This is a genomic window from Methylobacterium sp. Leaf87 (assembly GCF_001422775.1).
Lineage (GTDB): Bacteria > Pseudomonadota > Alphaproteobacteria > Rhizobiales > Beijerinckiaceae > Methylobacterium.
Map to the genome: position 1 here is coordinate 132,187 of NZ_LMMI01000059.1, position 20,860 is coordinate 153,046.

At 67.0% G+C, this 20,860-nt stretch carries 17 protein-coding genes; 13 read left to right on the top strand and 4 right to left on the bottom strand.

What is annotated here, in order from left to right:
• Window positions 1-59: 59 nt before the first annotated feature.
• The 13 genes from ASF22_RS20520 (at window position 60) to ASF22_RS20580 (ending at window position 16,562) form a co-directional block, all read left to right on the top strand.
• A complete protein-coding gene (locus ASF22_RS20520) occupies window positions 60-689 on the top strand; it encodes a LemA family protein (RefSeq protein ID WP_056267801.1) in 630 nt (209 codons plus the stop codon).
• Window positions 690-695: 6 nt separating this feature from the next.
• Window positions 696-1,460: a TPM domain-containing protein gene (locus ASF22_RS20525; protein ID WP_056267804.1), complete on the top strand. Its 765-nt coding sequence runs from the start codon at window positions 696-698 to the stop codon at window positions 1,458-1,460.
• Window positions 1,450-2,076 carry a TPM domain-containing protein gene (locus ASF22_RS20530; RefSeq protein WP_056267807.1) on the top strand — a complete coding sequence of 209 codons (627 nt, stop codon included), beginning with the start codon at window positions 1,450-1,452 and terminating at the stop codon, window positions 2,074-2,076. The genes ASF22_RS20525 and ASF22_RS20530 overlap by 11 nt, the downstream gene beginning before the upstream one ends.
• A gap of 142 nt (window positions 2,077-2,218) precedes the next feature.
• The gene (locus ASF22_RS20535) at window positions 2,219-4,285 is read left to right on the top strand and encodes a carbon starvation CstA family protein (protein WP_056175991.1); all 2,067 of its coding nucleotides are present in this window, start codon (window positions 2,219-2,221) and stop codon (window positions 4,283-4,285) included.
• A gap of 5 nt (window positions 4,286-4,290) precedes the next feature.
• A complete protein-coding gene (locus ASF22_RS20540) occupies window positions 4,291-4,515 on the top strand; it encodes a YbdD/YjiX family protein (RefSeq protein ID WP_056097260.1) in 225 nt (74 codons plus the stop codon).
• Window positions 4,516-4,676: 161 nt separating this feature from the next.
• Window positions 4,677-7,901 carry an efflux RND transporter permease subunit gene (locus ASF22_RS20545; protein WP_056267810.1) on the top strand — a complete coding sequence of 1,075 codons (3,225 nt, stop codon included), beginning with the start codon at window positions 4,677-4,679 and terminating at the stop codon, window positions 7,899-7,901.
• The gene (locus tag ASF22_RS20550; RefSeq protein WP_056267812.1) at window positions 7,898-9,175 is read left to right on the top strand and encodes an efflux RND transporter periplasmic adaptor subunit; all 1,278 of its coding nucleotides are present in this window, start codon (window positions 7,898-7,900) and stop codon (window positions 9,173-9,175) included. The genes ASF22_RS20545 and ASF22_RS20550 overlap by 4 nt, the downstream gene beginning before the upstream one ends.
• Before the next feature lie 92 nt (window positions 9,176-9,267).
• Window positions 9,268-10,440 carry an MFS transporter gene (locus ASF22_RS20555; protein ID WP_056267815.1) on the top strand — a complete coding sequence of 391 codons (1,173 nt, stop codon included), beginning with the start codon at window positions 9,268-9,270 and terminating at the stop codon, window positions 10,438-10,440.
• Window positions 10,441-10,546: 106 nt separating this feature from the next.
• Window positions 10,547-10,714 carry a 50S ribosomal protein L33 gene (rpmG, locus tag ASF22_RS20560; RefSeq protein ID WP_018044575.1) on the top strand — a complete coding sequence of 56 codons (168 nt, stop codon included), beginning with the start codon at window positions 10,547-10,549 and terminating at the stop codon, window positions 10,712-10,714.
• A 152-nt stretch (window positions 10,715-10,866) separates the two neighbouring features.
• A complete protein-coding gene (gor, locus tag ASF22_RS20565) occupies window positions 10,867-12,249 on the top strand; it encodes a glutathione-disulfide reductase (RefSeq protein ID WP_056267819.1) in 1,383 nt (460 codons plus the stop codon).
• Window positions 12,250-12,375: 126 nt separating this feature from the next.
• A complete protein-coding gene (locus ASF22_RS20570) occupies window positions 12,376-14,667 on the top strand; it encodes an FdhF/YdeP family oxidoreductase (RefSeq protein WP_056267947.1) in 2,292 nt (763 codons plus the stop codon).
• Between the two features lie 67 nt (window positions 14,668-14,734).
• Entirely contained in the window at window positions 14,735-15,034 is a 300-nt protein-coding gene (locus ASF22_RS20575) for an RNA polymerase sigma factor region1.1 domain-containing protein (protein WP_056176006.1), read from the top strand.
• A gap of 127 nt (window positions 15,035-15,161) precedes the next feature.
• A complete protein-coding gene (locus tag ASF22_RS20580) occupies window positions 15,162-16,562 on the top strand; it encodes a 3-deoxy-7-phosphoheptulonate synthase class II (RefSeq protein WP_056267822.1) in 1,401 nt (466 codons plus the stop codon).
• Window positions 16,563-16,794: 232 nt separating this feature from the next.
• Here ASF22_RS20580 and ASF22_RS20585 read toward each other — a convergent pair whose 3' ends face one another.
• The 4 genes from ASF22_RS20585 to ASF22_RS20600 all read right to left on the bottom strand — a co-directional run bounded on the left by ASF22_RS20585 (window position 16,795) and on the right by ASF22_RS20600 (window position 20,829).
• Window positions 16,795-17,490 (bottom strand): NUDIX domain-containing protein, encoded by a 696-nt coding sequence (locus ASF22_RS20585; RefSeq protein WP_244472980.1) that lies wholly within the window; start codon window positions 17,488-17,490, stop codon window positions 16,795-16,797.
• Between the two features lie 16 nt (window positions 17,491-17,506).
• Entirely contained in the window at window positions 17,507-17,986 is a 480-nt protein-coding gene (locus ASF22_RS20590) for a DUF983 domain-containing protein (RefSeq protein WP_056267825.1), read from the bottom strand.
• A gap of 48 nt (window positions 17,987-18,034) precedes the next feature.
• The gene (gene rnr, locus ASF22_RS20595; RefSeq protein ID WP_056176019.1) at window positions 18,035-20,344 is read right to left on the bottom strand and encodes a ribonuclease R; all 2,310 of its coding nucleotides are present in this window, start codon (window positions 20,342-20,344) and stop codon (window positions 18,035-18,037) included.
• Window positions 20,345-20,502: 158 nt separating this feature from the next.
• Window positions 20,503-20,829 (bottom strand): hypothetical protein, encoded by a 327-nt coding sequence (locus ASF22_RS20600; protein ID WP_056176023.1) that lies wholly within the window; start codon window positions 20,827-20,829, stop codon window positions 20,503-20,505.
• Between the last annotated feature and the right edge of the window lie 31 nt (window positions 20,830-20,860).

Consider the following 20,860-nt stretch of genomic DNA (forward strand, 5'->3'; position numbering starts at 1 on the left):
TGCCTATCTGTCGCAGGGTAGTGCGGTTCCGCACGTCGTTGCCCCCGGGAGTCTCGTTCATGCAGCCTGGCGCCGCCCTTTCGGCCGGACCCTCCGTCTTCGGTCGGATCCGCACGGCTTTCGTCGCCTTGGCGCTCGCGACCTCCCTCGCGGGATGCGGCGCCATCAACCGGGTGCCGACCCTCGAGGAGAGTGCCAAATCGTCGTGGAGCGAGGTGCAGAACCAGTACCAGCGCCGGGCCGACCTGATCCCCAATCTCGTTGAGACGGTGAAGGGCTACGCCCAGCAGGAAAAGGACGTGCTCGTCGGCGTCACCGAGGCGCGGGCCAAGGCTTCCAGCGTCAAGGTCGACGCCTCGACGGTGACCGATCCGCAGAAGTTCAAGGAATTCCAAGATGCCCAGAACCAGCTTTCGGGTGCCCTCGGACGCCTGCTGGTGACGGTGGAACGCTATCCCGACATCAAATCGAACCAGAACTTCCTTGCCCTGCAGTCGCAGCTCGAGGGCACCGAGAACCGGATCGCCGTGGCGCGCCGCGACTACATCGGCGCGGTGCAGGCCTACAACACCGAGGTCCGGACGATTCCCGGACGCTGGATCGCGGCGTGGTTCTATCCCGAAGCCAAGCCGATGGAGACCTTTACGGCGACGCCGAATTCCGAGCGGCCGCCGAACGTGAAGTTTTAGACGTTCATGCCGGTGATCCCGGGGCGAGGATTGCGTGCCGTCCTTCTTGGGCTCGCCCTCGTGTTCCAGGCGGGACTGGCGCTCGCGGCCGATCCGTCCTTCCCAGCACTGACTGGACGGGTCGTCGATGCGGCTGGTATCCTGAAACCGGAGGATCGCGCCGGCCTCGAATCGAAGCTCAAGTCCTACGAGGACAAGACCTCCGATCAGGTCGTGGTCGCCACGGTGCCGGACCTCCAGGGCCTGACGGTGGAGGATTACGCCAACCGGCTGTTCCGGTATTGGGCCCTCGGCCAGAAGAAGACCGACAACGGCGCTTTGCTTATCGTGGCACCCAAGGACCGCAAGGTTCGTATCGAGGTCGGATACGGTCTCGAGGGAGCCCTGACGGATGCCCTGTCGAAGGTGATCATCACCACGGCGATCGCCCCACGCTTCAAGGATGGGGATTACGTCGGTGGTCTGAACGCCGGCGCCGATGCCATGCTGTCGATCCTGTCCGGAGATGCCGAGACATGGCATCGCAAGGCCGAGATCCGCCGCGACGAGGCCGACCCCGGCCAAGTCATCGTCTTCATCGTCATCTTCCTGGTGATCCTGTTTCTCGCCTACCGGATGAATCGCGGGCGGCGCGGCGGCGGTTTCGTCATTCTTCCCGGCCCGTCCTCCGGCGGGTGGAGCGGCGGCGTTTCGGGCGGCTTCGGCGATGGTGGCGGATTTTCGGGTGGGGGCGGTTCGTCGGGTGGCGGAGGAGCCTCGGGTGACTGGTAAGCCGATCCTGGACTGCGCGGAACGGACGCGGATCGCCGAAGCCGTCAGCCGTGCGGAAGCCGCGACATCGGGCGAGATCGTCGTCCTGGTCGCGGCCCGCGCGGGATCCTACCGGTCGGCGCCCTTGGCTTTCGCCCTGGTCTGCGGCCTCCTCGTGCCCTGGCCGCTGATCCTGCTGACGCCGTGGAGCGCCGTCTCCATCGCCCTCGGGCAGGCCGTCGTCGTTCTCGCGGCCCTGGCGGCCGGTTTGCACCCGCGCCTGCGGATGGTTCTCGTGCCGCGCGCGATCCGCCGGGCCCGGGCGCATGAGGCGGCGCGGCGGGAATTCTGTTCGCGGGGGCTGGCACGGACGCCGGAGCGCACCGGGGTGCTCATCTTTCTCGCCTGCGCCGAGGGGCATGCCGAGATCGTAACCGATTCCGGGATCGCCGCTCGGGTTCCGTCCGCCGCCTGGAACGCTTCCATCGGTGCGCTGCTCGGAGCCCTGCGCCGGGGTGAGATGGAGGCTGGTCTCATCGCCGCCGTGGCGGATGTCGGGGCGATTCTCGCGGCCGAACTGCCGGAGCGCGGCGGCGGACCTGACCTCCTGCCGAACCGGGTGATCGTGGTCGATTGATCTGCCGGCCGTGGGCGAGCTGGTGACACTCTGCAAATGATGTTTGCGGATCGCGCGAGATGTCTGGCCCTCGCCGTCGAATTGCGTAACAAGGGGGCTTGACGATCTGCCAGCAAGGACAGGTCGCAGGAGCGAGACGTCGATGAGTGCGATCACCAAGCACGGGCCATGGGCCCTCGTCGGAGCGTTGGGCGCGGCCGCCCTCGCCATCGTTGCCACGACCCGGGGCGAGACGGTCAACGCTCTCTGGATCGTCGTGGCGGCGGTCTGCACCTACCTGATCGCGTACCGCTACTACTCGCTCTTTATTTCCAGCAAGGTCATGCGCCTGGACGATACGCGCCAGACGCCCGCCCACGTGCACAACGACGGTCTCGATTACGTCCCCACGAACCGCAACGTGCTTTTCGGGCACCATTTCGCCGCCATCGCGGGCGCCGGGCCCCTGGTCGGCCCCGTGCTCGCCGCGCAGATGGGGTACCTGCCTGGCCTGCTCTGGATCCTCGCGGGTGTGGTTCTCGCCGGCGCCGTGCAGGACTTCATGATCCTGTTCATCTCGATGCGCCGCGACGGCCGCTCGCTCGGTGAATTGATCCGCGCCGAACTCGGCACCATTCCGGGCGTCATCGCCCTGTTCGGCACCTTCATGATCATGGTGATCCTCCTCGCCGTGCTGGCGATGATCGTCGTGAAAGCTCTGGCCGAGAGCCCATGGGGCACCTTCACCGTCGCGGCGACGATCCCGATCGCTATGATGATGGGCCTCTATGCCCGCTACATCCGCCCCGGGAAGGTCGGCGAGGTCTCGATCCTCGGCTTCGTGTTGCTGATGCTCGCCATCGTGTACGGCGGCAACGTCGCGGCCGATCCGTATTGGGGCCCGTTCTTCACCTTCACCGGTACCCAGCTCACTTGGATGCTCATCGGCTACGGCTTCGTCGCTTCGATCCTTCCAGTCTGGCTGCTCCTCGCCCCGCGCGACTACCTCTCGACCTTCCTCAAGATCGGTACCATCGTCGGCCTGGCGCTCGGCATCGTCTACGTCGCCCCGCACATGAAGATGCCGGCGGTCACCAAGTTCGTCGACGGGTCCGGTCCGGTCTGGGCCGGCACGCTGTTCCCGTTCCTCTTCATCACCATCGCGTGCGGCGCGGTGTCGGGCTTCCACGCCCTGATCTCGTCGGGCACCACCCCCAAGCTCATCGAACGGGAATCCGACGCACGCTTCATCGGCTACGGCGGCATGCTCATGGAGAGCTTCGTGGCCGTCATGGCCCTGGTCTCGGCCAGCGTCATCGAGCCGGGTATCTACTTCACTATGAACTCGCCCGCCGGCCTCGTCGGCACGACGCCGGAGAGCGCCGCCGCCGCGGTGACGAAACTCGACCCGGCCTTTGCGATCACCGCCGAACAGATCGCCCAGACTGCAGTCGACGTCGGCGAGCACTCGATCATCTCCCGCGCCGGCGGTGCGCCGACCCTCGCGGTCGGCATGGCGCACATCATCTCCTCCGCCATCGGCGGCAAGGCCATGATGGCGTTCTGGTACCATTTCGCCATCCTGTTCGAAGCCTTGTTCATCCTGACCGCCGTGGACGCGGGCACCCGGGCCGGCCGCTTCATGCTGCAGGATCTTCTCGGGCTGATCTCACCGACGTTCAAGGACACCACGGCCTGGGCGCCCAGCATCCTGGCCACCGCGCTGTGCGTCGGCGCCTGGGGCTACTTCCTCTACCAGGGCGTCACCGATCCGCTCGGCGGCATCTACACCTTGTGGCCGCTGTTCGGCATCTCGAACCAGATGCTGGCCGCCGTGGCCCTGACGCTCGCCACCGTGGTGATCTTCAAAATGAAGCGCGAGCGCTACGCCTTCGTCACGATCATCCCCACCGTGTGGCTGTGCATCTGCACCCTCACCGCCGGCTGGCAGAAGATCTTCTCGGCGGACCCCAAGATCGGCTTCCTATCGCATGCCGACCGCTTCTCGGCGGCGATCGCCGAGGGCAAGGTGCTGGCTCCGGCCAAGAACATGGCCGACATGCACAAGATCGTCTTCAACGACCGCATCGACGCGGCCCTCGCGGTGATGTTCGTCGGGCTGGTGGTGGCCATCGGCGTCTTCGGCATCAAGGCTTGCGTGAAGGCCTATCGCGCCGATCGCTGGACAGCCCTGGAGAGCGGCGGCCCCGCCGCCGTCGCAGCGGAGTAGGCACCATGGCGCTGTCGTCGATGGAGTTGCGGGACCGTCTCAAGACCTTCTCGAAATGCGTCTGCGACGGCGCCCGCCTCATGGTCGGGCAGGGCGATTACGAGGCCTATGCCAGCCACATCCGCAGGACGCATGCGGATCAGGAGCCGATGAGCGAGCGGGAATTCTTTCGGAACCGCGAGAATGCCCGCTTCGGAGTGGGGAACCGGAACGGCTTTCGTTGCTGTTGAGACACCCCACCCGATCCGTATCTAGCGTACGGGCGCCCGATCGGGCGCCTGTGTCGCGCCGGTCAGCATTCATCCCGAAACAAATCCCCTGCATCCAGTATCCATGGGTCCCGGCTGGCAGCCTGTGCGACCACGGCTGAGCGCTCGTTCGTGGAGACGGCATGGGTCTCGTTCAATACGCGCTGAAGTTCCGGATCACGATCTACGTGCTCGCCGTGCTGATGATGCTCGGCGGGGCGGCGGCTGTGGTGGTGGCGCCGAAGGACGTGCTGCCCACCGTGGATATTCCGGTGGTCGTGGTGGTGTGGACCTATAACGGGCTCTCCACCTCCGAGATGGAACGGCGCATCACCACCTACGCCGAGTTCTCGCTCTCCAACAACGTCAACAACATCGCCCGTATGGAATCGACCACCCTGCAGGGTACGGCGATTCAGAAGATCTATTTCGACGGGGCCGTGAGCATCGATCTCGCCATCGCCCAGACCGTCTCGGCGATGAATTCCATCCGCGCGACCATGCCGCCTGGTGTTCAGCCGCCCATCGTCCTGCGATTCTCGGCCTCCTCCGTACCGGTCATCCAGCTCTCCCTCGCCTCCGACCGCGAGAGCCTGACCAAGGTCTACGACTACGCACAATACCGCATCCGCCAACGCCTGACCCAGGTGCCGGGCTCGACCCTTCCGTCGCCCTTCGGCGGCACGCCGCGCCAGATCATGGTCGATCTGGACCTTCACGCGCTCCAGGCGCTCGGGCTCACGGCACTCGACGTCACCAACGCCGTCACCGCTCAGAACCTCACGGTGCCCTCGGGCCTCGCCAAGATCGGCGAGCAACAATACCCGATTCAGCTCAATGCCTCGCCCGACGCCATCGACGCCTTGAACCAGATCCCCATCCGTGTGGTGGGTGGCCAGCCGATCCTGGTGCGCGACGTGGCTCACGTCCGCGACGGCGGTCCGCCGCAGGTCAATATCGTGCGCGCCGACGGTGTGCATTCGGTGCTGATGCGGATTTTCAAGAACGGAACCGCCTCGACCCTCGACGTCGTCAACAACGTCAAGAAGGCGCTCCCCGATATCCGCGCCGCCGCCCCCCAGGGCATGACCCTCAAGCCCCTGTTCGACCAGTCGGTCTTCGTCTCTGCCGCCATCGAGGGGGTGATCCACGAGGCGGTGATCGCCGCGGCGCTGACGGGCCTCACCATCCTGCTGTTCCTCGGCTCCTGGCGCTCCACCATCGTGGTGCTGGTCTCGATTCCCCTCTCGATCCTCACGTCGCTCGCCATCCTCGCCGCACTCGGCGAGACCATCAACGTGATGACGCTCGGCGGCTTGGCGCTGGCCGTCGGCATCCTCGTCGACGACGCGACGGTGGCCATCGAGAACACCTATCGGCTGTTCGAGGAGGGTGAGCCGTTCCGGAAATCCGTGGTCGAGGGTGCGGCCGGCATCGCCAAGCCGGCCTTGATCTCGACGCTGTCGATCTGCGCCGCCTTCGTGTCGGTCTTCGCGCTGACCGACACGCCCAAGTACCTGTTCACGCCCCAGGCGCTGGCGGTCGTGTTCGCGATGCTGACCTCCTACGTCCTGTCGCGCACCCTGGTGCCGGTGCTCATCGATGTCCTGGTGGCGCGCGAATACGCCGAGCGCCACGGCGGCGGCGCGCCTCCGCGCCGGGGCCGCATCGCTCGCGCCCTCGCTTGGCTCGGCCGTCCTTTCCTGCGGCTCGCCGGCTGGATCGGCCACGGGTTCGAGGCGCGTTTCACCCGCTTCCACCGCGGCTATGTCGGCCTCTTGCACGTCGTGCTGGCCCGGCGCGTCGCGACTCTCGCGGTGGTCGCCGGCGTGCTCGCGGGCTCGGCGGGCCTGTTCACCTTCGTCGGCCAGGACTACTTCCCGCAGGTGGCGTCGAGCCAGATGACCCTACATTTGCGCACCCGCCCGGGCATGCGGATCGAAACGGCGGAGCAGGTGTTCGCCGACGTCTCGCGCGTGGTCCGGGAAGTGATTCCCGAGGGTGAGATCGATCAGATCCTCGACAACATCGGCCTGCCGTCGAATAACTACAACTTCGCCTTCTCGGATGGTTCGTTCGTCGCCTACAACGACGGTCAGATGTTGATCAATCTCAAGGAAGGTCATGGATCCGTCGCCGATTATACGAAGCAATTGCGCGAGGTGCTGCGCGAGCGTTTTCCCGACGTGGTGTTCTACTTCCAACCTTCGGACATCATCACCCAGATTCTCAACTTCGGTACCCTGGCGCAGATCGACATCCAGGTTTCCGGTCGCAACACCGCGAAGGATCTGGAGGTCGCACAGAACATCGTCCGTCGGCTCAGGGCGACGCGCGGGGCCGTCGACGTCCATCTCCATCAGATCGTCGGTACGCCGCAATTCTTCGTCGACGTCGATCGCAAGCTCGCCTCGGAGCTCGGCCTGACCCAGCAGCAGATCGCGCAGGGGCTCAACGTCTCCCTATCGGGCTCTTTCCAGGTGACGCCGAACTTCTGGACAGACCCGAAGACCGGCATTCCCTATCAGCTCTGGGTCCAGACCCCCGAATTCCGCAACGACTCCCTCACCGCCCTCGAGAACACACCGCTCCTCGTTCAGGGCGGTCCGGAGGCGCCCGGCGTGCTGACGCTGCTCTCCAGCGTCTCGACCATGCGTCGCGAGGGCACACAGACGGTCATCAACCACGTCAACACCCAGCCGACCTTCAACGTCTACGCGGCGGTTCAGGATTCGGATCTCGGGTCCGTGGCAAAGGAGATCCGCGCCATCGTGGCGGACGAACAGAAGGGCCTGCCGGCGCCGGACAAGATCACCGTCCGGGGCCAGATCGAGAGCATGCAATCGGCCTTCACGCGGCTTCAGGTCGGCCTCGCCATCGCGCTGGTGGCCGTCTACCTGCTGATGGCCGTGAACTTCCAGAGCTGGGGCGACCCCTTCGTGGTGCTGGCGGCCCTGCCGCTCGCCTTCTGTGGTATCGTCGCCAGCTTGTTCATCACCGGGACGACGATCTCGATTCCCTCGCTGTTCGGAGCGATCATGTCGGTCGGTATCGCGTCGGCCAACTCGATCCTCCTCGTCACCTTCGCGAAGGAACACCGGGAAGCCACGGGATGCAGCGCGGTCGAGGCCGCGCTCATCGCCGGCGAGACCCGTCTGCGCCCGGTGCTGATGACGGCGGGCGCCATGTTCCTCGGCCTCATCCCCATGGCGCTCGGCACGGGGGAGGGCGGTGAGCAGAACGCGGCCCTCGCCCGCGCCGTGATGGGGGGCATCGCCGTCGGTACCCCCTCGACGCTGCTGTTCGTGCCGTTCCTCTACGCGCTCCTGCGCCGGGGCGAGGTTCGGCCCCTGGAGGATTACGCGTGACCTACAGCCCCCGCGACCCGTCCGACGTGCCGCCGCCGCCGCGCGCCGGCCCGTTCGTCCTCGTCGGCCTCGGGATCGCCGGGCTCCTGGCCTGGGGCGGCTACGGCCAGTGGCAGCAGCGCGCCGCCGCCACGGAAACCCAGCGCAGGATCGACACCCACGTGCCGCGCCTGCGCACGGCCACGGTGGATCGGGCCGACAAGCCCATGGAGATCACCCTGCCGGGCCAGACCGATGCCTTCGCGCGGGCGGCGCTCTACGCCCGCGCCACCGGGTACATCGCCGAGCGCCGCGTCGACATCGGCTCCCGCGTGCGCAAGGGCGACATCCTCCTGCGAATCGCCGCACCCGACCTCGACCAGCAGCTCGCGCAGGCCGAGGCGCAGGTCGGGCAGCTCGAGGCGCAACTCCTCCAGGCCCGCGCCATGGTCGATCAGGCCAAGGCCAACGTCGGCCTCGCCAACGTCACCAATTCCCGAACCTCGACCCTCGCCGGCCAGGGCTGGGCCTCGAAACAGAACGCCGACAATTCCCAGGCGAGCGTGCTGAGCCAGACCGCGACCCTCGCCTCGGCCCAGGCCGGCGTGAAGGTGGCCGAGGCCAACATCAAGGCGCAGACCGCCACGGTCGACCGCCTGAAGGCGCTGACGGGTTTCAAGGATATCGTCGCGCCCTTCGACGGGGTGATCACCACACGGGGTGTCGATGTCGGCGACCTCGTCCACGCCGACGGCACCGGGACGGCCCTTCTCGCCATGGACCGCGACGACGTCCTGCGCGTCTCCGTCAACGTGCCCCAGAGTGCGGCGGGGGGGATTCGCGAGGGATTGGATGCCGCCGTCCGCGTACCGCAGATGCCCAGCCGCGTGTTCTCGGGCAAGGTCGAGCGCAGCTCCGTCGCCCTTCTGTTGTCGTCGCGCACCCTCACCACGCAGGTCGACGTCCCGAACGCCGATCTGACGCTTCGCGCGGGCCTTTATGTCTCCGTGACCTTCAAGGTGCCGCGCACGCAATCCGTCGCGGTGATCCCGGCGGAGGCCATGGTTTTCAATCAGCGCGGCACCCAAGTGGCGATCGCGGGCGCCGACGGGCAGGCGCGCTGGCGCAACGTCCATGTCCAGCGCGATCTCGGCACGGTCCTGGAGATCGACCGGGGGCTGGAGGGTGGTGAGCAGATCGTCCTCAGCCCACCCGCCGACCTGCGCGACGGCCAGAGAATCGAGCGGCAGGTTCCCAAGACCGACGACAAGCCCGTGACGGCGGCGGCGCGCTGACGCGGCTCTGGCGGTTGCGCTCGTCCACCTCGGCGTAGAGAAAGCGGTCCCGAGGCCGCGGCGCGGCCCGCCCAGGACCGATTTCGCCGATCATGCTCGTTCAGGACCCGTCGCAGCCCGACGATCGCGCCCGTTTCGCCTCCATCACCGCCGCCATCGTCTGTGTCGCCGTCGTCGGCATCGGCCTCAGCCTCACCATCCCGCTCCTGTCCATCGAGATGGCACGGATGGGTGCGTCGAGCACTCTGATCGGCATCAACACCGCCGTGGCCGGCCTCGCCAGTATCCTCACGGTTCCGTTCGTGCCGCGCGTGGCCGCGCGCATCGGCGTGGTCCGTTTGCTGGTCCTGTCGTTGGGGCTCGGCGCTCTCATGCTCACGGGCTTCAAGCTGTTCCAGGACATCGCCTGGTGGTTTCCCCTGCGGTTCGTGTTCTCGGCCACCCTCGGCGTCCTGTTCGTCCTGTCCGAGTTCTGGATCAGCGAGGCCGCCCCGCCGGCCCGGCGCGGGTTGGTGATGGGCATCTACGCCACCGTGCTGGCCCTTGGCTTCGCCGTCGGCCCGACCCTGCTCGCCCTCCTCGGCACCGAAGGTTACGCGCCCTACCTCGCCGGGTCGTGCCTGTTCCTCGTCGCCATGGTCCCGCTGCTGCTGGCGCGCGGCCTCTCGCCGGAGATCGGGCACGGCGGCAGTCGTTCGATCCTGGCGTATCTGCGCCTCGCGCCGGCAGCGACCGGGGCCGCCCTGGTCTACGGTGCCGTCGAGACCGGGGGCTTCGCGATCCTGCCGCTTTACGGCCTGCGCCTCGGCTACGACGCGCAGACGGCGGCCGGTCTCGTCTCGGTCCTGGCCCTCGGCAACGTCGTGTTCCAGATCCCGTTCGGCTGGCTCGCCGACCGCATCGACCGGCGCATCGTCCTCCTGGCCTCGGCCCTGTGCGGAGCCGTCGGCTCGATCCTGATTCCCGTCGCCTCGGCGTCCTTTCCGACGCTCTTGGTGCTCCTCTTCGTCTGGGGCGGCTTGGCCGGCACGCTCTACACCGTGGGGCTGGCTCAACTCGGCGCCAGTGTGCGCGGGCCGGAACTCGCCGGGGCCAACGCGGCTTTCGTGCTTCTCTACAATGTCGGCCTCATGGTCGGCCCCCCGATTATCGGCGGCGGCATGGACCTCGTGCCGCCCCAGGGCTTCGCCTACAGCCTCTGCGTCCTGTTCCTCGCCTATGCGGGACTCGTGGCTTGGCGCCTGCAAGGCTATCCCCGGCCTTGACGAACCCGGTCCGATGGGGCAATCACGCGCCGGTATTCAGCCGGCTCGGGCCGGCCCTTTTGCGTTTCGCTGATGCGGAATGCCGCCATCACAGGAGCGCCGCGCCATGGCCAAGGCCGTCACCGTCAAAGTCAAGCTGATCTCGACCGCCGACACGGGCTACTTCTACGTCACGAAGAAGAATTCCCGCACGCAGACCGAGAAGCTCTCCATGAAGAAGTACGACCCCGTCGTGCGTAAGCATGTCGACTTCAAGGAAACCAAGATCAAGTAAGCCGATCGCCGCATCGCGCCGGCCATCGGGCCGCTTCCCCGCGAGGGGAGGCGGCCTTTTTGTTGGGCCGTGGCCAGACTGTCACGGTTGAAGCCGGGCGAGGTTCGGGCGATGGAGGGCGCACAACGCTGCCATTGCCGGAACCCGCATCCATGACTCAGGAATTCGACGTCGATCTGTTCGTCATCGGCGGCGGCTCCGGCGGTGTGCGAGCCGCCCGCATCGCATCCGGCTACGGCGCGCGGGTCCAACTCGCCGAGGAATACCGGGTCGGTGGCACCTGCGTGATCCGGGGCTGCGTCCCGAAGAAGCTCATGGTCTATGCCAGCCGATTCCGCGACGAGTTCGAGGATGCCGCCGGCTTTGGCTGGACCGTGCCCGAGCCGCGCTTCGACTGGAGCGTGATGAAACGGCGGCGCGACGCCGAGGTCCTGCGGCTGGAGGGCATCTACGGTACCAATCTGGGCAAGGCCGGCGTCGAGATCGTGCATGAGCGTGCGGTGATCGAGGATGCCCACACGGTGCGCCTTGCCTCCGGGCGGCGGGTGCGGGCGAAGGTCATCCTCGTCGCCGTGGGCGCGCATCCGGTGAAAGTCCCGGAGGTGCCGGGCTGCGAGCTCGCCATCACCTCCAACGAGGTCTTCGAGCTGGAAAGCCTGCCGGAACGCATCCTCGTTGTCGGTGGCGGCTACATCGCGGTGGAGTTCGCCGGCGTGTTCGCGGCGCTCGGCTCGAAGACCACCCTGGCTCATCGCGGCGACCGGCTCCTGCGCGGCTTCGACGACGAGATCCGCGACGCCCTCGACGAGGCTTACGCCAGGCGCATGGACTTGCGCCTCGGCATCAGCGTCGAGCGCCTGGAGCGCGTCGCTGGCGGCCTCGGCGTGACCCTGAGCGACGGCACGACGCTCGAGGTGGATCAGGTTCTCTACGCCACGGGCCGGCGCCCGAAGGTCGAAGGCCTCGGGTTGGAATCCGTCGGGATCACTCTCGACGAGGCCGGGGCGATCCCCGTCGACGCGTTCTCCCAGACCTGCGTGCCTTCGATCTACGCCGTCGGCGACGTGACCGACCGCGCGGCGCTGACCCCCATCGCCATCCGCGAGGGCCACGCCTTCGCCGACACGGTGTTCGGGGACAAATCGTGGGCCGTCAATCACGACCTCATCCCCACGGCCGTGTTCTCGACGCCGGAGATCGGCGTCGTCGGCCACAACGAGAGCACGGCGCGGGAGCGCTACGGAAAGATCGACGTCTACCGGTCGAGCTTCCGCCCGATGAAGGCGACGCTGTCGGGCCGCGATGAGAAGGTCCTGATGAAAGTGATCGTCGATTGCGCCAGCGACCGAGTGGTCGGCGTCCACATCCTCGGGCACGATGCCGGCGAGATCATTCAGGCGGTGGGCATCGCGGTCACCATGGGCGCCACCAAGGCTGATTTCGATCGTACCATCGCGGTCCACCCGACCGCCGGCGAGGAACTCGTCACCATGCGCTCGCCCGTGGTCACCAAGCATCCGGAAGCGGTCGGTTAGCGGGGTCGGCGCGCACCCGGCGTCGCAGCCGGGAACAGGTCGGGTCCGGGGCCGGTTCCCGATAGCGCTTTCGAGGGGCGCCTCCCCAGGGCGACCGCGCGAACCGGATATCCCATGACCGACAAGATGGCCGACCCGAAGATCGAACCCTATACCGGTCCGGCGGGCGGCTGGGGCTCTGCGTCGTCGCTGGCGGAGATCCTGCTGCGCGAGGAGATTCCCGTATCCGGCGCGGCTTTGCTCCTAAAGCAGAACAAGCCCGACGGGTTCATGTGCACGTCCTGCGCTTGGTCGAAGCCGAAGAAGCCAGCCGCCTTCGAGTATTGCGAGAACGGCGCCAAAGCGACCGCCTGGGAGCAGACCACGAAGCGCGTCGGACCGGATTTCTTCGCCGCGCACACGGTCACGGAACTCCTGGGATGGACCGACTACGCGCTGGAGGAGAAGGGCCGTCTCACCCATCCCTTGCGCTACGATCCCGTGAGCGACCGCTACGTTCCGGTCGAATGGGCCGAGGCCTTCGCCGAGATCGGGCGGGAGTTGCGCGCCTTGGATCCGAAATCCGTGGTCTGCTACGCCTCCGGCCGGGCATCCCTGGAAACCTCGTACATGTACGCGCTGTTCGCGCGGATGTACGGCAACAACAACCTGCCCGACTCGTCCAACATGTGCCACGAGCCGACTTCGGTGGGCCTCAAGGCCTCCATCGGTTCGGCCGTCGGCACCACGGTGCTGGAGGATTTCGAGAGCACCGACCTGATCCTGTTTTTCGGTCAGAACGTCGGCTCAAACGCGCCCCGGATGCTTCACCCCCTGCAGGATGCGCGCAAGCGCCGGGTGCCGATCGTCACCTTCAACCCGTTGCGCGAGCGCGGACTGGAGCGGTTCACCAACCCGCAATCGCCCGTCGAGATGGTGACCCGCAGCGAGACGCAGATCTCGACGCAGTACCATCAGGTCAAGGCCGGCGGTGACATCGCCGCCATCACCGGCATGTGCAAGGCCCTATTCGCCGCCGACGACGAAGCCCGGGTCGTGGGTCGTCCGCGAATCCTCGACGTGGCGTTCATCGAGGAGCACACCCATGGGTACGATGCGTTCAAGGCCTATTGCGAGCGCAAGGATTGGGCGACCCTGGAAGCGCATTCCGGGCTGACGCGAGACGCCATCGAGGCAGCGGCCGCGGCCTACGGCCGGGCGCGCGCCGTCCTTGGCGTCTACGGCATGGGCCTCACCCAGCACCGCAAGGGCACCGAGGCGGTGCAGATGCTCGTCAACCTCATGCTGCTTCGTGGCAATGTCGGACGTCCCGGCGCTGGCCTCTGCCCGGTACGCGGTCATTCCAACGTCCAGGGACAGCGCACGGTGGGCATCACCGAGAAGCCCGAACTCGCCCCCCTCGACGCGCTCGCCACCCAGTACGGTTTCGAGCCGCCGCGCGAGAAGGGTCTCAACACCGTCGAGGCCTGCGAAGGCATCGTCGACGGGTCGGTGAAGGCGTTTCTGAGCCTCGGTGGCAATTTCGTCCGCGCCATCCCGGATACGGTCCGGATGGAGGAGGCGTGGCGGCGCATGCGCCTGACCGTGCAGATCTCGACGAAGCTCAACCGCTCCCACCTCGTCAACGGGAAGGTCGCCTACATCCTACCCTGCCTCGGCCGCATCGAGATCGATGCGCAGGCCTCCGGCCCGCAGGCCGTGTCCATGGAGGATTCGACCTCGTGTTTCCATGGTTCGCGCGGCGTGACGAAGCCCGTCAGCGCGCATGTCCGTTCCGAGCCGTGGATCGTCGCCGAACTCGCCAAGGCGACGCTGGCTTCCAATCCCAAGGTGACCTGGGATGCCTGGGTCGGCGACTACGCCAAGATCCGCGATGCCATCGAGACGACCTATCCGACGGTGTTCCACGACCTGAACGGACGGATGTTCGACCCGGGTGGTTTGCACAAGCCGATCCCGGCCCGCGAGCGCAAGTGGGAGACGGAGACGGGCAAGGCCAACTTCATCGTGCCGGAGGGCCTCGACGAGAACCCGGACATGCCTTCCCGCGGCCCCGACATCCTCGATCTGATGACGCTTCGCTCCAACGACCAATTCAACACCACGATCTACGGCTACGACGACCGCTTCCGCGGCGTGAAGGGCACGCGCGCGATCCTGTTCATGAATGCCGGAGACATGGCCCGGATCGGTGTGAAGGATGGCGAGACCGTCGATCTGTCGACGCCGTCCGATGACGGCTTCGAGCGATCGGTGAAGGGCCTGCGGGTGATCCAGTACGATATTCCGCCGGGCAATTGTGGTGGTTATTACCCGGAGCTGAACCCGCTGATTCCGCTCTGGCACCACGACGAACAGGCGAAGACCCCGGCGGCCAAGGCGATCCCAGTGCGGGTCGCGCGCGCTGCCGCGTCTTGAGGCGCTCACGCATCCGGCCTAACCCTTACCCCTCGACGCACCGCTTGGCCGACCCATAACAACCCCCATGGAACAGCACGACGACGCGCACGATCGCCGTCAGGTGATCATCGACCGGATGCTGGCGGAGGCATTGCATCCGGTCGACGACTATCGCCTGCCGAGCCACGATGCCCTGCCGCCGGACATGCGCAAGGCGGTGGATACGCTTCTGGCCAAAGCGGAGGCGCAACGCATGCGCCGCCTGACCTACGAGGATCTCGAGGAGGCTTTGCCACCGCGCGACGTGACGTCGGAGGATCTCGAGGCGATCTTCTGGATCCTCTCGGAGCACGGAATCGCTATCGAGGACGGCGACGTCGCCTGATCCTCAAGCAGGGCAGACTGGTTCCCGGGCTAACTCGCCTCCTGCGGAAAACCTCTCTATAAGCCGCGCTTTCCACGCAGCATCGTGTTGCGCGTGAAAGCCGGCCAAGGGGTGGCGGGAGACGATCATGGGTGAGCGTTGGACATCGAAGACTGGTTGGACGCCGAAATCTTGGCGCAACCTGCCGATCCAGCAGGTACCGGCCTATCCGGACGCGGCGGCTCTCGAGACGGTCGAGACCCAACTCGCGAGCTTCCCGCCCCTCGTTTTTGCCGGTGAGGCGCGCAAGCTGAAGTCGGCCCTGGCGCGCGTCTCCACGGGCGAGGCCTTCCTTCTCCAGGGTGGCGATTGCGCCGAGAGCTTCGACGAGCATTCAGCCGACAATATCCGCGACTTCTTCCGCGTGTTCCTGCAGATGGCCCTCGTCCTGACTTTCGCGGGCGGATCGCCCGTGGTGAAGGTCGGGCGCATCGCCGGGCAGTTCGCCAAGCCGCGCTCGTCGCCGACCGAGACCCTGGGCGGTGTCAGCCTGCCGAGCTACCGCGGCGACATCGTCAACGGCCTCACCTTCACCGAGGAGGCGCGCATTCCCGATCCGCGCCGGCAGTTGGAGGCGTACCGCCAGTCGGCGGCGACGCTCAACCTGCTGCGCGCCTTCGCCACCGGCGGCTACGCCAACTTGGAGAACTCGCACCGCTGGATGCTGGGCTTCGTGAAGGATTCGCCGCAATCCGCGCGCTACGCCGATTGCGCCGAGCGGATGACCGAGACCCTCGACTTCATGCGAGCCATCGGAATCAATCCCGAGACGCACCAGGAGGTTCGCACCACGGACTTTTACACCAGTCACGAGGCCCTGCTGCTTGGCTACGAGGAGGCGCTGACCCGCGTCGATTCCACGAGCGGCGACTGGTACGCCACGTCGGGCCACATGCTGTGGATCGGCGACCGGACCCGTCAGGCCGACCACGCGCACATCGAGTACGCCCGCGGCATCAAGAACCCCATCGGCCTGAAGTGCGGTCCGTCGATGACGGCCGAGGGTCTGATCGGACTCATCGACCAATTGAACCCGGGCAACGAGGCCGGTCGCCTGACCCTGATCTGCCGCTTCGGCGCGGACAAGGTCGGCGATCACCTGCCGGGGCTGATCCGGGCGGTGGAGCGCGAGGGCCGAAAGGTCGTGTGGGTGTGCGATCCCATGCACGGAAACACCATCTCGGCCGGCGGGTACAAGACCCGTCCGTTCGAGCGGGTGATGCAGGAAATCGAGAGCTTCTTCGGCATCCATCGCGCCGAGGGGACCATCGCGGGCGGTATTCACCTGGAGATGACCGGCAAGGATGTCACGGAGTGCACGGGCGGCGCCCGGGCGCTGACGGCCGACGACCTGCAAGACCGCTACCACACCTATTGCGACCCGCGGCTCAACGCGGAGCAGGCCCTGGAAGTGGCGTTCCTCACCGCCGAGTTGGTGAAGCGTGAGCGCGCCGAGATCGAGCGGCCACGGCTCGACGCGGCCGAATGAGAAAAGGCCCCGCCGGTGAAGCGGGGCCTTCTTATTTTTTCCCGGTGCGAAATCTTCAGTGCAACCAGCCGGTGAAGAAGTAGATGATCAGAATGATCGGCAACGGAATGCCGATCAACCAAAGCAAACCACCTTTTAGCATGATGCGACTCCCGAGAAGATATCCACTTTTCAACGGGCTGGATCGGGACTCAGTTCCGGAATCGGCGTCGAGGGGTGGGGAAGGGTGGCGTTAAAGCACCTCTCGCTGTCCCTTGCCCCGACGCTCGTAATAAAAGGGTATCGGCAGGTACGGGGCGAGATTGCCTGCGACCTGCGCTTCGACATCGGCGAGCACGAGGCTCGTGATACGCGGCAGATCGAGGGCACGGGCTTCCGCGAACGTGACCCATACGATTTCCACCAGTTCTGAATCCGCCGTCACGACGCCGGGTGCCTCGCCCGCCACAGCCCTGCGGTCGACGGCGAAGAAGCGGGTGTCGAACCGGCGGGGCCGGTTCGGTGGGGTGATGGCGCGGGCCACGAGGTGCAGGGCTTCGAGGTCGGGCATGATCCCGGCCTCCCGGAACAACTGCCAAACCCCTTCGGGTGCCGAATCCGGTGGCCCGTACTCGCGAGTGCCGAGCATCAGGCCGGTTTCTTCGTAGGTCTCCCGGATGGCCGCGAGTGCCAAGGCGCGGCCGAGGCCATGCGAGGCACGCGGCACCTGTGCAGCCAGAGCGTCGCTGGCACGGGCCGAGAGCGCCCCGGCGACGGGCATGTGCCGGTCACCCGGCTCGATGCGCCCCCCGGGGAACACGAACTTTCCGGGCATGAACGCCAACGACGCGTGGCGCCGGCCCATCAGGACCTTCGGCGTCTTCTTCGAGCGATCGAGGATGATGAGGGTGGCAGCGTTGCGGGGCCGCAGGGCGGCTTTCTTCGCAATCCCCGACCTCGGGGCGTCAGGTTCGTCCGAGGCCGTGCTCGCGAGTGTCGCTGGGTCCACGCTGAAGCTCCTTCGGCGCCGAAACGGCCACGCTCGACCCCACGGGTAGCGTGGCGAACCCCCCCATGCCAAGGGCGTATTGCAGGCCGACGACGGCTCCCTTCACCGGCTGGAGCAACGCCAGGGCCGAGGCCAAGGTGATGAACGGCCAGAAGGTTAGCTGAAACCACAGCGGCACGTCGTAATTCGTCTCGAGTTCGAGGATGAAGTACCCGACGATGTGGCCGATGATGAAGATGACGACGTATGGCGGCAGGTCGTCGGCCCGATGGCTGTGCAGAGCAAGGCCGCACGTGCCGCATTCCGGCTGAACCTTGAGGAAGCGCCCGAAGATTCGGCCCTCCCCACAATGGGGGCAGCGGCCGACAAAGCCGCGCCCCATCGATCTCACGAGGCCCTTGCGTTCGCCAGGGAGGGTCTCGACGCGCGCGGTCATGCGGATTCCATCCTGTGCCTCGGGTCCCCCCAATTTACCCCACCCACCCTAGCGGCGCGACCCGCGGTGACGCGACCCGGTGTTGCGGATGCCGGGGGGACGCCCCGGTGCCCCGGACTTGCGGGCGGTCCGAGGCTTGCCCCCGGGCGATGACCGCTCCGGCCTGGCCTGGCCTTCCGAGAGCAGCTCGAACCGCAGAGCACCCGCCACGGCGGCCGCCTCCACAAGGCGCACCTCGACGCGGTCGCCGAGACGATGGGTCTCACCCGAGCGCTCACCCACGAGGGCGTGCCGGGCCTCGTCGTGCCGATAGAAGTCGGCGCCGATGGTCGAGATCGGCACGAAGCCGTCGGCCCCGGTCTCGTCCAGCTTGATGAACAGCCCCGAGCGCGTGACACCCGAGATCTGTCCGGTGAAGGTCGCGCCGACGCGGTCGGCGAGGTGGTGGGCGATGAGCCGGTCGATGGTCTCGCGCTCGGCCGCCATGGCACGGCGCTCGGCGGCCGAAATCTGCTCGCCGATCCCATCGAGCATCCCCACGGTGACCTCGGAAGACAACCCGTCGCGCCCGAGGCGGCAGGCCGCGATCAGGGCGCGGTGGACGATGAGGTCGGCGTAGCGCCGGATCGGCGAGGTGAAGTGAGCGTAGCGGCGCAGGTTGAGGCCGAAATGCCCGAGGTTCTGCGCAGCGTAGACCGCCTGGGCCTGGGACCGAAGCACCACCTCGTTGATGAAGATCGCATGTTCGGTCTCGGCCACTGAGCTGAGGATGCGATTGAACAGGGCGGGACGGAGTTTAGCTTCCTGGGGGATCTTGATGCCGATGGAGGCGAGCACTTCGCCGAGCGCGCGCATCTTCTCCAGGGCCGGCTCGTCGTGGACCCGGTAGATCAGGGGCTGCTTGGCCTGCTCCAGGGTCTCGGCGGCGGCGACGTTCGCCTGGATCATGAACTCCTCGATGAGCCGGTGCGCGTCGAGACGCGCCGGCACCACGACGCGATCCACGGCGCCCTCGGCCGTGAGCAGCACCTTGCGCTCGGGCAAGTCGAGGGCCAGCGGCCCGCGCGCGTCGCGGGCCGCCTTCAGGGCTTCGTAGGCCGCATAGAGCGGACGCAGCACAGGCTCGACCAGCGGCGCGGTGGTCTCGTCCGTGAACCCGTCGATGGCCGCCTGCGCCTGGGCGTAGGAGAGCTTCGCCCGCGAGCGCATCATCACACGATGGAAGCTGTGGCGGCGCTTCGTGCCATCGGCCGTGACGACCATGCGGACGGCGAGCGCCGGGCGGTCCTCGTTCTGCCGCAGGGAACACAGATCGTTGGAAATGCGCTCGGGCAGCATCGGCACCACCCGGTCGGGGAAATAGACCGAGTTGCCCCGCATCAGGGCCTCGCGATCGAGGGCCGAACCGGGGCGCACATAGGTCGCCACATCCGCGATGGCGACGGTGATCACGAAACCGCCTGTGTTGGCCGGATCGGGATCCGGGATCGCCATCACGGCGTCGTCGTGGTCCTTGGCGTCCGGCGGGTCGATGGTCAGCAACGGCTCGGCGCGCCAATCCTCGCGTCCGTCGAGCCCTACGGCTTCTACCGCATCGGCTTCGGCGAGGGTCGCTGCGGCGAAGACGTGGGGAATGTGGTGTAGGTGGAGCGCGATGAGGCTCACGGCCTTCTCGGAGCCGAGCGAGCCGAGGCGCTCCTTCACCCGGCCCTGGGGCAGGCCGAACTGGGTCTCGCGCTGCAGGCTGACGCTGACGAGGTCGCCGTCTCGGGCCTCGCCTTCTTCGCCCGCCGGGATCGCGATCTCGCGGCCCTGCGCCCGCTTCTCCACCGGGATGATGCGGCCGCCATCCTTGCCAGCGCGGTAGACCCCGATGATCTCGGCCTTGTTCTTCCCGACGACCTTGATGACCCGGCCGGAATAGCGCCCGGTCTCGCCCTCGGTGGGCTCGACGCGCAGGAGCACCCGGTCGTTGACGCCCGGTGCTGCGAGCCCTGGCTTCCGGCCGGGGCGTGGCGCGATCACGGTGATTTTCGGAGGTGGGCCCTTGGCTTGATCCCACTCGACCGGAATCGCCAGGAAATCGCCGTCGCGATCGCGGGACTTGATGTCGGCGAGCACCACCGCCGGCAGGCGTCCAGCCTCCGTCAGGCCGCCCTTACCACGCTCGATGGCCCCGTCCTCCTCGATTTCCTTGAGGATGCGCTTGAGGCCGATGCGGTCGGCGCCCTTGATGTTGAAAGCCGCCGCGATCTCGCGTTTGCCGACCTTTTCCGTCGCCGAGGCGATGAAGCCGAGAATCTCTTCGCGGGAGGGGAGGGCGGGACGTGCTGGATTCGGATTGATGCGTTTGGCCAAAGGCTCGGGCTCGCGGCGCGGGCGAAGGGCCCGACACTATAAGGTCTCGGCCGATCCCGGCGCGGGATCACGGCCTGTGCCCGTAACATGGGCCCGACTCCGCATTCGGGCAACGGCACGGTCGCGCCCCTCAACACGGTTTCGTCGGCCGCAGGGAATCAGCCCGTGGCGGCCGATCCGCGGATGCGCTCCACCGCCGCGTCGATGTCGAGATCGGGGGCGGCGATTTCCCTGAGGGTGAACGGGCATAGGGCCGGCAATCCGAACTCGACTTGACCCTCCGCCTCCCGAAACTCCGGCGCCTCCGCGTCACCCACGGCCAGGGTCCACATTCCGTCGATCTTGAGGTTTGCGACGGCGGACGGGTCGGCGAGGATACGGGCGTGGCTCTGGCGCGCCTCTTCGCGCCACAGGAGACTGGCGCGGTCGTCCCCCATCAGGGCCGCCTTCACGAGGCTGGAAAGGAGCGGTCTGACATCGTTCATGGGGCTCGTCCGTTGGCGAAAGCGGGTGCCG

Excerpts from the sequence above, each read along its gene's own strand:
- ASF22_RS20580 (WP_056267822.1), top strand. The coding sequence starts at position 15,162 with ATGGGTGAGCGTTGGACATCGAAGACTGGTTGGACGCCGAAATCTTGG.
- ASF22_RS20545 (WP_056267810.1), top strand. The coding sequence starts at position 4,677 with ATGGGTCTCGTTCAATACGCGCTGAAGTTCCGGATCACGATCTACGTG.
- ASF22_RS20600 (WP_056176023.1), bottom strand. The coding sequence starts at position 20,829 with ATGAACGATGTCAGACCGCTCCTTTCCAGCCTCGTGAAGGCGGCCCTG.
- ASF22_RS20525 (WP_056267804.1), top strand. The coding sequence starts at position 696 with ATGCCGGTGATCCCGGGGCGAGGATTGCGTGCCGTCCTTCTTGGGCTC.
- ASF22_RS20535 (WP_056175991.1), top strand. The coding sequence starts at position 2,219 with ATGAGTGCGATCACCAAGCACGGGCCATGGGCCCTCGTCGGAGCGTTG.
- ASF22_RS20540 (WP_056097260.1), top strand. The coding sequence starts at position 4,291 with ATGGCGCTGTCGTCGATGGAGTTGCGGGACCGTCTCAAGACCTTCTCG.
- ASF22_RS20570 (WP_056267947.1), top strand. The coding sequence starts at position 12,376 with ATGGCCGACCCGAAGATCGAACCCTATACCGGTCCGGCGGGCGGCTGG.
- ASF22_RS20555 (WP_056267815.1), top strand. The coding sequence starts at position 9,268 with ATGCTCGTTCAGGACCCGTCGCAGCCCGACGATCGCGCCCGTTTCGCC.
- ASF22_RS20520 (WP_056267801.1), top strand. The coding sequence starts at position 60 with ATGCAGCCTGGCGCCGCCCTTTCGGCCGGACCCTCCGTCTTCGGTCGG.
- gor (WP_056267819.1), top strand. The coding sequence starts at position 10,867 with ATGACTCAGGAATTCGACGTCGATCTGTTCGTCATCGGCGGCGGCTCC.
- rpmG (WP_018044575.1), top strand. The coding sequence starts at position 10,547 with ATGGCCAAGGCCGTCACCGTCAAAGTCAAGCTGATCTCGACCGCCGAC.
- ASF22_RS20575 (WP_056176006.1), top strand. The coding sequence starts at position 14,735 with ATGGAACAGCACGACGACGCGCACGATCGCCGTCAGGTGATCATCGAC.
- ASF22_RS20590 (WP_056267825.1), bottom strand. The coding sequence starts at position 17,986 with ATGACCGCGCGCGTCGAGACCCTCCCTGGCGAACGCAAGGGCCTCGTG.